Source organism: uncultured Virgibacillus sp. (genome assembly GCF_947495635.1).
Taxonomy (GTDB): domain Bacteria; phylum Bacillota; class Bacilli; order Bacillales; family Amphibacillaceae; genus Virgibacillus; species Virgibacillus salarius.
Genome location: NZ_CANMAB010000001.1, coordinates 20,565 through 35,372 on the forward strand (window position 1 = coordinate 20,565; position 14,808 = coordinate 35,372).

A 14,808-nucleotide genomic window follows, 5' to 3' on the forward strand; every position below is an offset into this window, starting at 1 on the left:
AAAATGACAAGGGTTTTTTCACGATGCATTTATTTCAATTATACCATAAAACACCAATTTAATAATAACAGTAACGATGCAAATTTAATGAAAAAAAGCAACGAGGAATTAATTGTCTTTGATGTTTGTATTAGGCAAGATGGTTCCAGGTGCATAGTTTTCATTTAAAAAATCTTGCGGATCTGAGGAAAGTAACTGTAAGACTTCCAAAGAACCATCTGTTTTTTGTTGACAATACATGTATCTACCTTCGAACGAGATCATATGTCTATTCGTATGCTCAGATGGGGATGGAGGAAAGATATCTTCTTTTGAAAGCGGCGTATATAAAATCATTGTATCACCTGATTTTCCGCATTCTGTCTATTCTTAATCAGCTCAGTGACTTTCTCCATCGCCTCTTTCACACCACCAACATCATCAATTAGTCCATAGTCTACTGCATCTTTCCCTACAACATTCGTACCAATATCCCTTGTTAGGTTTCCTTTAGCGAACATAAGATCTTTAAACTTCTCCTCTTTTATATTTGAGTGATGAACAACGAAATTAACAACGCGATTCTGCATTTCATCAAGGTATTCAAATGTTTGTGGTACACCAATGACAAGTCCGGTTAAGCGAACTGGATGAATCGTCATTGTTGCAGTGGGAGCAATAAATGAGTAATTAGTTGCTACAGCAATCGGTACACCAATTGAATGTCCACCCCCAAGTACAATCGAAACAGTCGGCTTCGACAAGGATGCAATCATTTCAGAGAGGGCAAGCCCTGCCTCTACATCGCCACCAACTGTATTAAGTAAAAGAATTACACCTTCTATTTTAGGATTTTGTTCTATAGCTATTAATTGCGGAAGCAAATGTTCATACTTTGTCGTCTTATTCTGCGGCGGTAATTGCACATGACCTTCTACTTGTCCAATGATTGATAGTACATGAATATTAGAATCTGGAGCTTGTGGTACATTTGATTGACCTAACTGCTGAATTTTTTGAACCAATGCAGATGGATTAGCCTCTTGATTCTGATCATCTTTCTTTTCCGGTTCTTTATTCATTTACGTACACTCCTTATTGTTATAACTTCTCTTAGTATGAACGTAAATGATTTCCTCATGCATAAGAATAAAGTGAAACTTCAATCCAAACCAACTATATCCTACTATGAAATGAGTTTTTTTTATTTACCATGCTATAAACTCTCTAGCCCCCAGCATAGCCAGGGGTTTTCTAAGCCATTAATAAAGGCTGTCGAGACTTTTCTCGACAGCCTATAGGCTTTAATTAATACGCTCTATAATATTTTTAAGGTTTCGTTCTTCTGTTTCTGAAATACTGACAAGTGGTAATCGTAATGCTCCAGAATCTATTCCTTTCATACGTAATGCTGCTTTTACAGGGGATGGCGATGGAGCTGTAAATAGTCCCTTCATAACAGGTAAAAGTTTACGATGTAGCTTTGCAGCTCCTTTCGTATCACCTTGATTGTATAAATTAACCATTTGCTGCATTTCTTGACCAATTATATGAGAAGCAACAGAAATAACCCCCGCCCCTCCGATAGAAAGTAACGGTAATGTCATACTATCATCTCCACTGTAAACACTAAACGTATCGTTAGTAGCTTCAATTATTTCTGATACTTGATCTAAATCTCCACTAGCTTCTTTTATTGAAACAATGTTGTCTATTTTACTTAACGCAATTGTTGTTTCAGCAGTTATATTTACAATAGACCGACCTGGAATATTGTAAAGCATTACAGGTAAGGATGTTTCCATAGCAATTGTTTTAAAATGTTCATATAAACCTTGTTGATTCGGTTTATTATAGTACGGTGCTACAAGCATTATAGCATCTACACCACAACGTTCAGCCTCTTTTGTTAACGCAATAGAAGCCTGCGTATTATTACTTCCAGTCCCGGCAATAACAGGTACACGATTATTAACTGTTTTTACGACATGGTTAAACAGGCTAATTTTTTCTTCGGTTGTTAAAGTTGGGGATTCTCCTGTTGTACCTGCAACTACTAAACCATCCGTGCCATTATCAAGTAAATACTCAATGAGTATTTCTGTCTGATTAAAATCAATATTCCCTTTGGCATCGAATGGCGTAACCATTGCTGTTAGTACCTGACCAAAATTCATTCTTATCACCTTTTTTCTGTTGATTAAGCAGGACTGCCTGCATCGCTTAATTCAAACACATCGTGCAGCGCATTGACTGCAGTTTTTAAATCTCTGTCATGCACAAGCACCCATATGGTTGTATGACTATCAGCAGACTGTAGAATTTGCACATCTGCATCAGTTAATGCCTGCACTATTTTTGCTGCTACTCCTGGCACACCAGTCATACCTGCACCTACTGCTGATACCTTTGCACAGTTCCCCGTAATTTCCGGATGAAAACCTAATGTTTCTAATATATGAACTGCTTTGTCTGCAAAAGCATTTGGTACAGTGTAAATAACTCCAGTTGGTGATATTGTAATAAAATCTACAGAAATTCCTGCCTCAGCCATAGCCTTAAATACATCAGACTGCATTCGATAAGCTTCTTCTTTTGTTTGAACACGTATTTGTGTAATGTTGGCAATATGAGCAATACCAGTAATCAATCTATCAGCTACATCCATTCCTTCCACTCTTGAAGAAGTAACAAGTGTTCCTCCTTCTTGTGAATATGTCGACCTTACTCTCATAGGAATTTTAGCCTGCATTGCTATTTCTACAGCTCTAGGATGAATCACCTTTGCACCTTGATATGCTAAATTACAGATCTCTGAATACGTTACAACGTCTAGTGGCCTGGCTTTTTCAACTACACGTGGATCAGCAGTCATGATTCCATTTACATCAGTAAATATCTCTATTCGCTCAGCATTTAATGCAACTCCTAAAGCAGCAGCAGTCGTATCGCTTCCACCTCTTCCAATTGTAGTTATATCTCCACTAGGAGTTATTCCTTGAAAGCCTGCTACTACTACAACATCATAGGTTTTTAATTCCTGTAAAATTCGCTCAGGTTGTACTTCCTTGATTTTTGCTTGAGTAAAATCATCAGATGTTACAAAGCCCGCATGTGCACCTGTTAACGCTGTAGCAGTAATATGATGCTTCTGTAGTTCATTTGATAATACAACGGAGGAGATAATTTCCCCACATGACATAAGCATATCTAATTCGCGAGAAGAATTCTTGTTCGCTGGAAAATCAACTAAACCTAGTAGCGTATCCGTTGCATATGGATCTGGTTTTCTTCCCAATGCCGAAACAACAACGACCAGTTTATAGTCTTGCACTAATGCATCTTTTATATGTTTAATTACATGTTCCCTGTTTTCTTCAGACTGTACAGAAGTACCGCCAAATTTTTGAACGAGTATATTCATGGTAACACCTCTATCGCTGCAGCCAGTTATTTTCTATTAATGATTGTGCTATTTGTACTGTATTCCATGCAGCACCCTTCATTAGGTTGTCGGATACAACCCAAAGATGAAAACCATTCTCTTTATCCGGATCTTTTCTTACTCGACCAACAAACACCGCTTCTTTATTGGACGCACTCAATGGAGTTGGATATAGCTGTGCAGATGGATCATCTTCTAAGATAACACCTTCTGCATGCTTTAATTCATTCCATAAATCCGCTACCGTTACCCCTTCTTTATTAACCTCGATATATACACTTTCTGCATGTGATGTAAAGAAAGGCAAACGGACACAAGTAGCCGCTACTGACAATTCCGGTGCATGCATAATTTTTTTCGTTTCATTGATCATTTTCATTTCCTCAAACGTATACCCATTATCCTGAAATACATCTATTTGAGGCAGTGCATTAAAAGCAATTGGGAAGTGCTTCTTATCTCCTTTTACCGGAAGAAGACTTGCTTCCATTTCTTTATTATCCAAATAATCCTTCGATTGCTGTTCCAATTCCATATTAGCTTGATTACCTGCGCCTGAAACTGCTTGATATGTTGAAACAATAACTCTCTCTAAGCCAAAAGCATCTTTAAGTGGTTTTAGAGCTGCTACCATCTGAATAGTTGAACAGTTCGGATTAGCGATAATACCTTCATGATTCTGTAGATCAGCTTTATTTACTTCTGGTACTACCAGCGGTACATTTTCATCCATACGAAAAGCACTCGTATTATCAACAACAACAGCTCCTCGTTTTACTGCTTCTGGAGCCAATGCTTTAGAAACGGAACCTCCAGCGGAAAACAAAGCAATATCGACCCCAGAAAAACTTTCGGGAGTTGCTTCTTCTACTGTTAATTCTTTTTCTTTAAATCGTTGTTTCGATCCCGCTGATCTTTTGGAAGACAACAGCTTTAACTCATTTATTGGAAAATCCTTTTCTTCTAGTAATTGGATTATTTTTTGCCCAACTGCACCTGTTGCTCCTACGACAGCTACATCATATGCTGTTTTTTGTGGCATTTTTCCTATTGCTCCCTTCATAAAACAAGTTTAATAGACTTCTAGCTTATCATTTTATCATAGTTCAGCTGTTATGAGGAACAATAACCGGCTGAAGTTGCTTAAATTCTAATGCAGATTCTATCGTTTCGGGCAATAGGTCCATCTTAGCCACAAGTGAATTTGGTTTTTTATATGGATCATCCTGTCCATAAGGAATGAAATAGATAAATTTACTCGCCATCAAGCGCATCAAATTTACGCCATTTAAACCTAGCGCATCATTTGTTGAAACACCTAATACAACTGGTTGCTGGTTTCGCATGGTTGCTTTTGCTGCCATTAAAACTGGAGAATCCGTTAATGCGTTTGCCAGCTTACTTAAGGAATTACCAGTTAACGGTGCAATGACCATACAATCCAGAGGCATTTTCGGTCCTAATGGTTCTGCCTCTGGCATCGTAGAAATAACTTGCTTTCCTGTTATGGATTCTATTTTTTCAATATGGTCCTCCGCTTTCCCAAACTTTGTATCAGTTGTCCTTACTGTATAAGTTACGATCGGTATTACATCAGCATTTAATTCAATTAATCGTTCTATTTGAGGGAATACTTGATCATATGTGCAATGCGAACCCGTCAAGCCAAACCCTATTCTTTTACCCGATAAATCCATTTGTATAACCTCCCAGTAAATTAATACTTATTTCGTTTTTTGAACGAATTGCTTCACCACATCTGCCAAAATTTTCCCAGCAGTTTTAGGCGCTACAATTCCTGGCAAACTCCGAGCAAGTATTGCCTTGATTCCACGCTGTTCTGCATATTTAAAATCAGTACCTCCTGGCTTGGAGGCTAAGTCAATAATCACTGCATGTGAAGGTAAATGTTTAATTGCCTCTTTTTCGATTACGGGAGCAGGTATTGTGTTTATTAGTAAGTCACAGTTATGCATTTTCGTAGACAATTCTTCAAGAGGAACAGCAGATAACCCCATTTCTGTTATTCGTGCTAAGTCTTTAATTCTTGTTGCGCTTACAGAGACCTTTGCACCAAGTGATGAGAACTTATTAGCTACTGTATTGCCAACCCTTCCAAAACCTACTACCATGACTCGAGAGGAATGAATGGTAAAGTCCGTATGTTCAATTGCCATCATAATGGTGCCTTCTGCAGTAGGAATGGAATTATAAATTGCTACATCATCTCTATCTAATAATGGTACAAGTTTTATATTTGCTTGCTTTATAACATCTCTTAAATAATCGTTTGTAATTCCAGTAAATACGATTGAGGAGCTGGGAAGCTCTTTAAACCATTCTGCTGTTAGATAAATCGGTTTTTCCGAAAATACCGCTTCGACACGGCCTTCGTTATCTATGCCCGTTATAGGTAATATAACAGCATCTAATTGACCTGGGATTAATTCATGTACATCTAATTGTTTTAAACCCGTAAATCCTTGCTCTAATTTGTCAAATCCAACAAGGACAATGGTAGTATCAGTCAAGGATTGAAGCTGCCGAATTAATTCCAGATAACGGGCATCTCCACCGATAACTGCAATTGTTTGACTCATTCTTGTTGACTCCCTCCAAACGTACAATTTGTTTAGTATTCCTTTATAGCTTATGTGCCTCGAGCGTGTTAGTGATTGGGAGTTAGCAAAAAGGACAGGAAAAAAGGCTGATATCTCACCCGAGACACCAGCCTATAAAAAAGTTATTTGATTTTGTATCGTGAGTAAGAAAAACTGAGCAAAATTCGCTCAGTCCGTATCACTAAATGCTCAGATTTACGCTTCCTCTAGTAGCTATTATGGAATAATAGCTACTGCTTGACCACCACTCCGGCTGCCCACTTCCCTTTCCGTGGGGTTTGTCCTTCAGCTAACTTTTTTGAGCAAAACCCGCTCAAAAAAGTGGATCTTCCGGTCAAACAATTCCCACAGGAGTTGAAGTGGCCGGCCTTCGCTATTATCAGGCTCTACAACGCTAGCATGAAGTAACACAGCTGCTTTTATACTCACGGATAGCGATTTTCACTTTACCCATTGTAAAAAAAGTCAACCTATTACTTATGACAAGAATTGTTGCACCTTCTCATAGCGGAGACTAATTACGTAGACTCCTGCGGGATTAGCGCGAGCCGAAAATCCACTTTGCAACGTGTTCTTCTTTGCAAAGTTAGTTGAGGCCGTGCCCGCGGAAAGCGAAGTAATTAGTCGGAGCATTGCCAATATACATCAAACATTTCAAAATAACTACTTGGCTTAACGCAGTCATTGCACTGATTTTATACTTTCTTAACTTATAAAAAACATTAATTTAATTTTTCTGTATCAATTATAATCATGTCCTCACCAACCTTTTTAATAGCACTCCAACGAATCTTTGTTTCCTCTCCTTCTTTTTTTAATCCAAACCATTTATAATTTGGTATAATAAATGATTCAATTTGTCCTGTAGTTTCATTTATTTCTAAATCCGTTTGACCAAGTATTCCTAAACGTGACCCTTCATTTACATTTACAATCTCCTTACCACTTATATCTTTATAGCGCATAAAAATATCTCCTCCAATCAAGCTTTATAACATATATATGCACAAAAAAAACACCTATGTTTCCATAGGCGAACAGCTTGTAGAGAATCTACCATTTATAGCCGAAAGTGAAAATCGAAAATCACCTTGCTCCAACAGACATGGAACAGAAAAAGACGCTTTGCCAACTAGCTGCTATAGCTACGTATATGCCATTTCTCTGATGCTTGACAAGCAACTTCTTTCCGTTCCATTTCTCTTTTGTATAAAGTGAAACTTCAATCCGTGGGGGTTTTGTTTTATCCCACACGGATTGTTAGTACCACAAGGATATGACCTAAAGGCCTTTGAACCATCGGACATTTACTGGCAGTCGATCCCCAATTACCAAAAGTGTCTCACTTTATTGCTTGAAGTGGTGGTATTACTGCCAAGTTATATGCGGGAAAAAATAATAATACTTTTTTCTAGTGAGTTAATTCTCAGTATCTGGAGCAATTAAGGCTATAGAAGGAGACTGCTGGAATATACTATCCATCACTTGATGGATAGAAGCATGCGAAACTTCATCAATCACCTGAACCATCTCATCTAAGCTACGATGCTGCTGTAATATTAACTCATTTTTACCATTACGGCTCATTCTACTATTCGTACTTTCTAGACTTAATAACAGGCTACCTTTCAGCTGTTCTTTGCTATTTTGTAATTCTTTATCCGTTAAACCGTTTTTACTAAACGTAGCAATAGTTCCTTCAATTACTTCTGTTAATTTGTCTAACTGATCTTTCCCTGTACCAGCATATATAGTTAACAATCCATTATCGATAAAGGAGGAATGATAGGAAAAAACAGAGTATGCTAATCCCTGTTTTTCACGGACATCCTGAAACAGTCGGGAACTCATACTTCCACCTAGAACGTTATTCATAATAATTAAACTATAAATATTTTCATCATCAACTGCCAAGCCATTATATCCCATACAAAGATGCGCCTGTTCTGTATCTTTTTGTCGTATCAGCTTTTCACTTACAAATGCTGGTTTTGTAAGTAAGGATGGTGAATGGTCTGTTTGATAATTACCAAAATAACCTTCTACCGCCTCGAGATAAGATGAATCCACATTACCCGCGATCGAGATTACTACATTTTGAGGAGTATATCTTTCTTTCATATAATTTCTTAATTCATCAGGTGTAAAGGATTTTACATGATCCATCGACCCTAAGATTGGAAAACCTAGAGGATGATTTCCATACGAAGCTCTTGCTAAATAGTCGTGCACGATATCATCTGGAGTATCTTCGTACATTTTTATTTCTTCATACACAACTTTCTTTTCTTTTTCCATTTCTTCTTCATCAAATGTTGAATTAAAAAACATATCTGCAAGAATCTCTAATGCTTTATCCTTATGTGTATCTAATACTTTTGCATAAAAGCAGGTATATTCCTTAGATGTGAAAGCATTTACTTGTCCACCTATTGCATCAAATTCTTCAGCAATATCTTGAGGTGAACGGTTTATTGTACCTTTGAAGAACATATGCTCTAAAAAATGTGAAATACCATTATTCGCTATTGATTCATTTCGTGAACCTGTCAATACCCATATACCTACTGTTACAGATCTTACAGCAGGAATAGGTTCTAATACTACGCGTAAGCCATTTTTACAAGTATGTTTTTCTATCAATGCATTTCCTCCTATGTGTGTAGATAATACATACCAATGCTACCTTTTTGCATCTAAAAGCTTTTCTATTGTACTAATTTTTAAGTCTTTATCTTTTATGGAAGTTATAAGCGAATTTAATCCTCGTTCAGTAGCAGCAGTTGGATGCATTAATACTGTCGCACCTGGATGAATCTTTTCATTTACTCGATTAAGCATAACAGAAACAGAAGGGTTCTTCCAATCAATTGTATCTACCGTCCAGAGAATGGTGTTCATATGTAATTGATGACTCACTTTCACTACTTGATCATTAAAACTTCCGCTTGGCGGTGCAAACCATTTTGGACTACTACCAATAATTGCCTTAATAATATCATTCGTTTGAACGATCTGATCAACTATGCTTTGATAATTCATTTTTGCCATATCTGGATGATTATACGCATGATTACCAATAACATGTCCTTGTTCATGGATCATTTTAACGAGATCTGCATGTTTTTTAGCCCATTTTCCTTCTATGAAAAATGTAGCCTTTACATTATGATCCTTTAACGTAGATAATATGTTTGGAATATATTCTTCCCCCCACGATACATTTATTAAGAAAGCCACCATTTTTTTCTTCGGATGACCACGATAAACTGGTGATGCTGGAAGGTCATCCAACGAAACTTCTGGAGATACTTGATCATACACCAATAAGGATTCGTCAAAAGTACCAGTTTCTTTCATTTTTTTATAAGATTTGTCAATATTTACTTTCAAACCATTTCTTCCTGGTGTTTTTTTCCAGACGTTATCAATATATGCATCTTCAGGTGATTCATTATACTTCTCAGCTTTCATTTCTATCTCCTTGTATAATGAATCCTCTGTTTTTACTGCTTCCATTATTTCAGATGTTTCTGTAATGGTAACAGGACTCTTTTGTATATCAAAAGTCAAACCGACTAAAATGATAAATACAAAGAAATGGATCATATGACGGAATCGGTGCATAGCTAAGTCCCCCTTTGCTTTCATTTATATGAAAGGAAGGGACAAGGTATGATTAATTTGCCAAACGTACCAGTTGTTTGACAGAATAATAATAGCAAAATAAAAAGAAACTGGTACGCCAGCTTCTTGTTTAAGACTCTTATGATTTTGATTTTTCAGCTGCTTCTTTACGTTCACGTTCTTCTTTTATAACAGCTTTTCTAGAAAGATTAACTCTCCCTTGATGATCAATTTCTTTTACTTTCACCATAATTTCATCACCAATGGAAACAGCATCTTCTACTTTATTTGTTCTTTCCTCTGCCAGTTCGGAAATATGCACTAAGCCATCTTTTCCTTTAAATAATTCAACAAATGCACCAAATTTTTCAATTCGTTTTACCTTACCAAGATACATTTGACCGACTTCAACTTCTCTCACTAAGTCTTCGATGATTTTTTTGGCTTTTTCGTTCATAGTTGCGTCCGTTGATGATATAAACACACTTCCATCTTGTTCGATATCTATTTTAACGCCAGTTTCATCAATGATTTGATTAATCTGCTTTCCGCTTGGTCCTATAACATCACGGATTTTATCAGGATTAATACTCATGGTAAGGATCTTTGGAGCGTATTCAGAGAGTTCATTTTTAGGCTCCCCAATTGTCGCAAGCATGGATTCGAGTATCTGCATCCGTCCTTTTTTCGCCTGGCTTAATGCTTCTTCTAAAATCTCCTGGGATAATCCGTCGATTTTAATATCCATCTGTAAGGCTGTTACCCCCTGTGCTGTCCCAGCTACCTTAAAATCCATATCTCCTAATGCATCTTCCATACCTTGAATATCAGTTAAAATAGTATAGTCTTCTCCAGATTTAACAAGTCCCATCGCTATACCAGCAACTGGTGCTTTAATTGGTACCCCTGCATCCATCATAGCTAGTGTCGAAGCACAAATGCTGGCTTGAGATGTAGATCCATTTGATTCTAAAACTTCGGAAACAAGCCGTATCGTATAAGGAAACTCCTTATCAGAAGGAACCACTTTTTCTAAAGCACGCTCACCTAACGCACCATGACCAATCTCCCTACGTCCTGGTCCTCTAATTGGTCCAGTCTCACCAACGCTGTACTGCGGAAAATTATAGTGGTGCATAAAGCGTTTAGACTCTTCCAAATCAAGTCCATCAAGAATTTGGACATCTCCTAATGCACCAAGCGTACAAACACTTAAAGCTTGTGTTTGGCCACGAGTGAACAGACCAGATCCATGTGTACGAGGTAGAACATTAATACGAGAGGATAATGGACGAATTTCATCAATCTTTCGACCATCAGGACGTATTTTCTCTTTTGTAATAAGTCGACGGACCTCTTCTTTTACTATTTTATCAAGAACCGCTTTTACTTGTTTAATTTGGTCTTTATCTTCTTCATCATAGCCTTCGATGATCGCATCTTTCACAGCACTAATTGCTTCTTCTCTTGCATGTTTTTCTTTCACTTGAATTGCTGCTAACAATTTTTCTTTCGCTTCTGCTTCCACTTTTTCAGCAATCTCATCTTTTATTTCAAATAAGATTACTTCTTGTTTAGCTAAACCAACTGCTTGTACAATCTCTTCTTGGAACGTCACCAATCGTTTTATTTCTTCGTGTCCAAACATGATTGCTTCAAGCATTACTTCTTCAGGTACTTCTTTTGCTCCAGCTTCAACCATGTTGATAGCATCCTTAGTACCAGCAACAGTGAGTTCAATATCGCTTAGTTCTTCCTGTTCAATCGTTGGATTAATAACGAATTTCCCATCCACTCGACCAACATTAACACCAGCGATTGGTTCTGCAAATGGTATATCAGAAACGCTCAATGCTATGGATGAGCCAATCATTGCTGCGATTTCTGATGGACAATCTTGATCCACACTCATGACTGTACTAATTACTTGAACCTCATTACGGAATCCATCCGGAAATAAAGGTCGGATAGGGCGATCAATTAATCGAGAAGAAAGGATTGCTTTTTCGCTTGGCCTTCCTTCACGCTTGATAAATCCTCCAGGTATCTTCCCAACTGCATACAAGCGCTCCTCATAATTTACAGTAAGCGGGAAAAAAGGTAAATCTTTTGGTTCACTTGATGCCGTTGCTACGGATAACACAGCAGTATCGCCATAGTGAATCATACATGCACCATTTGCTTGTTTTGCTAATTCTCCTATTTCGACGGTAAACTTCTTACCGGCAATTTCTGTAGAAAATAGGTGTTTGTCATCTGCCATTAGTTATAGTACTCCTTTCAATAAACATTCTACCACTCATTTTATAGTTTATAAGCATGATTGTAAATTTTATGTAGGTAAAAAAGTGGAACTTCATAAGAACGGCTCATTACCAAATGACATGCTCTTCCAATGTAGAAAAAAAAGCAGGATTTCTCCTGCTTTTTAAATCTATCGGCGTAGGCCAAGATTTTTAATTAATTCACGATAACGAGTAACGTCTTTTTTACGAAGATAGTTAAGTAAATTACGACGTTTACCAACCATTTTCAAAAGACCACGACGTGAATGATGGTCTTTTTTGTGAACACGTAAATGTTCATTTAGTGTTGTAATTTCTTCAGTAAGTACAGCAATTTGTACTTCTGGAGAACCAGTATCACTCTCATGAATTTTGTATTCATTGATAATTTCATTCTTACGTTCTTGTGTAATAGCCATCTGGCTCACCTCCTAATAATCTTTTTAGCCCCATTCCCCTAGCAATCGTCGGAGTTACGTATTGCCAAGCGATGGTTTTACGTTTTTAATCGTACACTTTTTTTCAGGAAAATGCAAGGGGATTGATCAACAATTCTTAGCGAAATAATTGCGAATTTTCACCTCATCCTCTGCGATTTTCTTAATAAGCTGTGCGGCTCCAGCAAATTTTTGTTCTTCTCGAATAAATGCATGAAATTCCACAAGAAGCTCATCACCGTAGAGATCATTGTTATAATCAAATATGTTCACTTCAAGGACAGGCTCTAGCAAATCTGGTGTAAAGGTTGGATTCACTCCAAGGCTCGCCATACCCTCATACCTTTCATTTTTATAGATTATTTTCACCGCATAGACACCGGTTTTCGGCAACAGTGCATCACGATTTGTGTCGATATTCGCTGTTGGGTAACCCAACGCTTTTCCTCTCTGTTCCCCTTTAATAACAATACCATCTACGATTAATGGTCTGCCTAAGAGTTCATTCGCCTTTTCTATCTGACCTTTTTTTAAGCATTCCCGTATTCTTGTTGAGCTAATTTTCTCATTATCTAGTTCTACTTTGCTAATCGTAGTATACGAAAATGCATCAGCCGCATGCTCTTTAATCGTTTCCATATTTCCTTTCCCTTTATGTCCATAGGAAAAATCAAACCCTGCTACAACATGCTTTATATTCAATCCCTTTATAAAATGATCTATAAAACCTTGAGGAGATAAAGAAGCTAATGCTTTATTAAATTTAATAATATAGAGTCTATCTACTCCAAGCCGCTTCAGAATTTCCTTCTTTTCACGTAATGGTGTTATGTATTTAACGTGTTGCGCATCTTTTTTTAATACAACAGAAGGGTGAGGAAAAAAAGTGATAACTGCGCTTTCCATATTTCTATTTTTTGCTTCAGATACAGCTGTTTGGATCACCCGCTGATGTCCACAATGTATTCCGTCAAAAAAACCAATGGCTGTTACGGTTTCTGGTAGCTCGTTAAAAACTAATGCATGTGGATACTCTAATTCAAATGTTCGCATATTGCTTCACCTACACTTTTATTATCTGCTAAAAACACGAATTGGCTTCATCATTTCAGGGTTGTCAGGATGGATCTGATAGACTGCCAACAATTCATCCTGATACATTACTGTAAATGGATTTGTCGTTAATTTATACGTGTACTGCAGTTTTTGACCATGGAGTACTTTCTGTTTTGTATCTCGATCGACACGTAAGCAATCAAGATGTAAAAGTCCTTGTTCGATCGGCTGCAGAAGATCGGCTTCCTTCTTATTTCTGACCGCCTCCTCTATTGTAGCAAATGTCACGGTATTTTTCTTTGAAAAAGCACCGGTTGCCTCTCTAGTTAACTCAGCCATATGTGCAGGGTAACCCAATGCTTTTCCAATATCCACACATAGAGTTCTAATGTACGTTCCTTTCGAGCAGATCACTTTGAAAGAGATTGTATCTTGCTGTTGCTCATCTTCAGAAAGTTGCATGAGCTCATAGATATATACATGTCGTATTGGTCTTTCAACTGTCTCATTAGCGCGTGCATATTCATAAAGCTTCTTACCATTTACCTTAACAGCAGAATACATGGGGGGAACTTGTTCGATTTTCCCTAGAAATGAGGGTAATACTTCTTCTATTTGTTGCACATTTGGACGATATACTACCTCTTTCTCCTCGATGACTCTTCCTGTTGCATCCTCTGTATCTGTTGCTTGTCCGAGTTTTAACTTGGCAATATACGTTTTTTTAGTATCCGTTAAAAAAGGAACAATTTTGGTTGCTTGTCCAATACAAATAGGCAGTACCCCTTCAACATCCGGATCAAGGGTACCTGTATGACCTACTTTTTTGGTATGAAATAATTTACGTATTTTAAAGACGCAATCATGAGATGTCAAGCCTTTTGGCTTCCACAATGGCAGGATTCCATCCATTTAAAAAACCTCCGTTTATTTTCTGTACATGAAGGGAAAAATCTGACCTATTTATAAATAGGTCAGATTTTTGCAATCATCACTTATTCAAATCCCTAAGGATTGTTTCAATTCGATTACCATATTCATAAGCCTCATCAAACTCAAACATGAGTTCAGGTGTTTTTCGTAACCGAATACGATGGCCAATTTCTGATCGAATAAAGCCCTTGGCCTTCGCTAAACCTAGTAATGTATCTTGCTTTTGCTTTTCATCCCCAAGAACAGATATAAATATTTTTGCTTGTTGTAAATCTCCAGTAACCTCAACATCCGTTACAGTAACAAAACCTACTCGAGGATCTTTGATTTTTCGAGTAAGAATTTCACCTAATTCCTTTTTCATCTGTTCGGCTACTCTATTTGCACGTAAATCAGCCAATTCAATCACCTCATGTATAACTCCT

15 protein-coding genes are annotated in these 14,808 nt (G+C 37.3%); all 15 read right to left on the bottom strand.

All coding sequences use genetic code 11. From position 1 onward, the window contains the following. Window positions 1–108: 108 nt before the first annotated feature. Window positions 109–336, bottom strand: coding sequence for a YlzJ-like family protein (locus Q1A47_RS00095; RefSeq protein ID WP_026680949.1), 228 nt, complete (start codon window positions 334–336; stop codon window positions 109–111). Further along, window positions 333–1,061 (bottom strand): ClpP family protease, encoded by a 729-nt coding sequence (locus tag Q1A47_RS00100; RefSeq protein ID WP_026680948.1) that lies wholly within the window; start codon window positions 1,059–1,061, stop codon window positions 333–335. Before Q1A47_RS00100 ends, Q1A47_RS00095 begins: the two co-directional genes overlap by 4 nt. 222 nt (window positions 1,062–1,283) lie before the next feature. Further along, entirely contained in the window at window positions 1,284–2,156 is an 873-nt protein-coding gene (dapA, locus tag Q1A47_RS00105; protein WP_026680947.1) for a 4-hydroxy-tetrahydrodipicolinate synthase, read from the bottom strand. Between the two features lie 23 nt (window positions 2,157–2,179). Further along, window positions 2,180–3,403, bottom strand: coding sequence for an aspartate kinase (gene dapG, locus Q1A47_RS00110; protein WP_121605213.1), 1,224 nt, complete (start codon window positions 3,401–3,403; stop codon window positions 2,180–2,182). Window positions 3,404–3,413: 10 nt separating this feature from the next. After that, a complete protein-coding gene (gene asd / locus Q1A47_RS00115) occupies window positions 3,414–4,466 on the bottom strand; it encodes an aspartate-semialdehyde dehydrogenase (protein WP_026680945.1) in 1,053 nt (350 codons plus the stop codon). 64 nt (window positions 4,467–4,530) lie between these two features. After that, complete coding sequence (gene dpaB / locus Q1A47_RS00120; RefSeq protein WP_026680944.1) at window positions 4,531–5,121, bottom strand: dipicolinate synthase subunit B; 591 nt, start codon at window positions 5,119–5,121, stop codon at window positions 4,531–4,533. Between the two features lie 27 nt (window positions 5,122–5,148). Beyond that, a complete protein-coding gene (dpaA, locus tag Q1A47_RS00125) occupies window positions 5,149–6,024 on the bottom strand; it encodes a dipicolinic acid synthetase subunit A (RefSeq protein ID WP_026680943.1) in 876 nt (291 codons plus the stop codon). A gap of 743 nt (window positions 6,025–6,767) precedes the next feature. After that, a complete protein-coding gene (locus Q1A47_RS00130) occupies window positions 6,768–7,010 on the bottom strand; it encodes a YlmC/YmxH family sporulation protein (RefSeq protein WP_026680942.1) in 243 nt (80 codons plus the stop codon). A gap of 454 nt (window positions 7,011–7,464) precedes the next feature. Continuing rightward, the gene (locus Q1A47_RS00135) at window positions 7,465–8,688 is read right to left on the bottom strand and encodes a pitrilysin family protein (protein ID WP_026680941.1); all 1,224 of its coding nucleotides are present in this window, start codon (window positions 8,686–8,688) and stop codon (window positions 7,465–7,467) included. A gap of 39 nt (window positions 8,689–8,727) precedes the next feature. After that, window positions 8,728–9,672 (bottom strand): polysaccharide deacetylase family protein, encoded by a 945-nt coding sequence (locus Q1A47_RS00140; RefSeq protein WP_166529877.1) that lies wholly within the window; start codon window positions 9,670–9,672, stop codon window positions 8,728–8,730. A gap of 139 nt (window positions 9,673–9,811) precedes the next feature. Then, window positions 9,812–11,935 carry a polyribonucleotide nucleotidyltransferase gene (pnp, locus tag Q1A47_RS00145; RefSeq protein WP_026680939.1) on the bottom strand — a complete coding sequence of 708 codons (2,124 nt, stop codon included), beginning with the start codon at window positions 11,933–11,935 and terminating at the stop codon, window positions 9,812–9,814. 171 nt (window positions 11,936–12,106) lie between these two features. Beyond that, window positions 12,107–12,376, bottom strand: coding sequence for a 30S ribosomal protein S15 (rpsO, locus tag Q1A47_RS00150; RefSeq protein WP_026680938.1), 270 nt, complete (start codon window positions 12,374–12,376; stop codon window positions 12,107–12,109). 126 nt (window positions 12,377–12,502) lie between these two features. After that, window positions 12,503–13,447, bottom strand: coding sequence for a bifunctional riboflavin kinase/FAD synthetase (locus Q1A47_RS00155; protein ID WP_166529878.1), 945 nt, complete (start codon window positions 13,445–13,447; stop codon window positions 12,503–12,505). 21 nt (window positions 13,448–13,468) lie between these two features. Continuing rightward, window positions 13,469–14,362 (bottom strand): tRNA pseudouridine(55) synthase TruB, encoded by an 894-nt coding sequence (gene truB, locus Q1A47_RS00160; protein WP_026680936.1) that lies wholly within the window; start codon window positions 14,360–14,362, stop codon window positions 13,469–13,471. A 79-nt stretch (window positions 14,363–14,441) separates the two neighbouring features. After that, window positions 14,442–14,783 carry a 30S ribosome-binding factor RbfA gene (gene rbfA, locus Q1A47_RS00165; RefSeq protein ID WP_026680935.1) on the bottom strand — a complete coding sequence of 114 codons (342 nt, stop codon included), beginning with the start codon at window positions 14,781–14,783 and terminating at the stop codon, window positions 14,442–14,444. Between the last annotated feature and the right edge of the window lie 25 nt (window positions 14,784–14,808).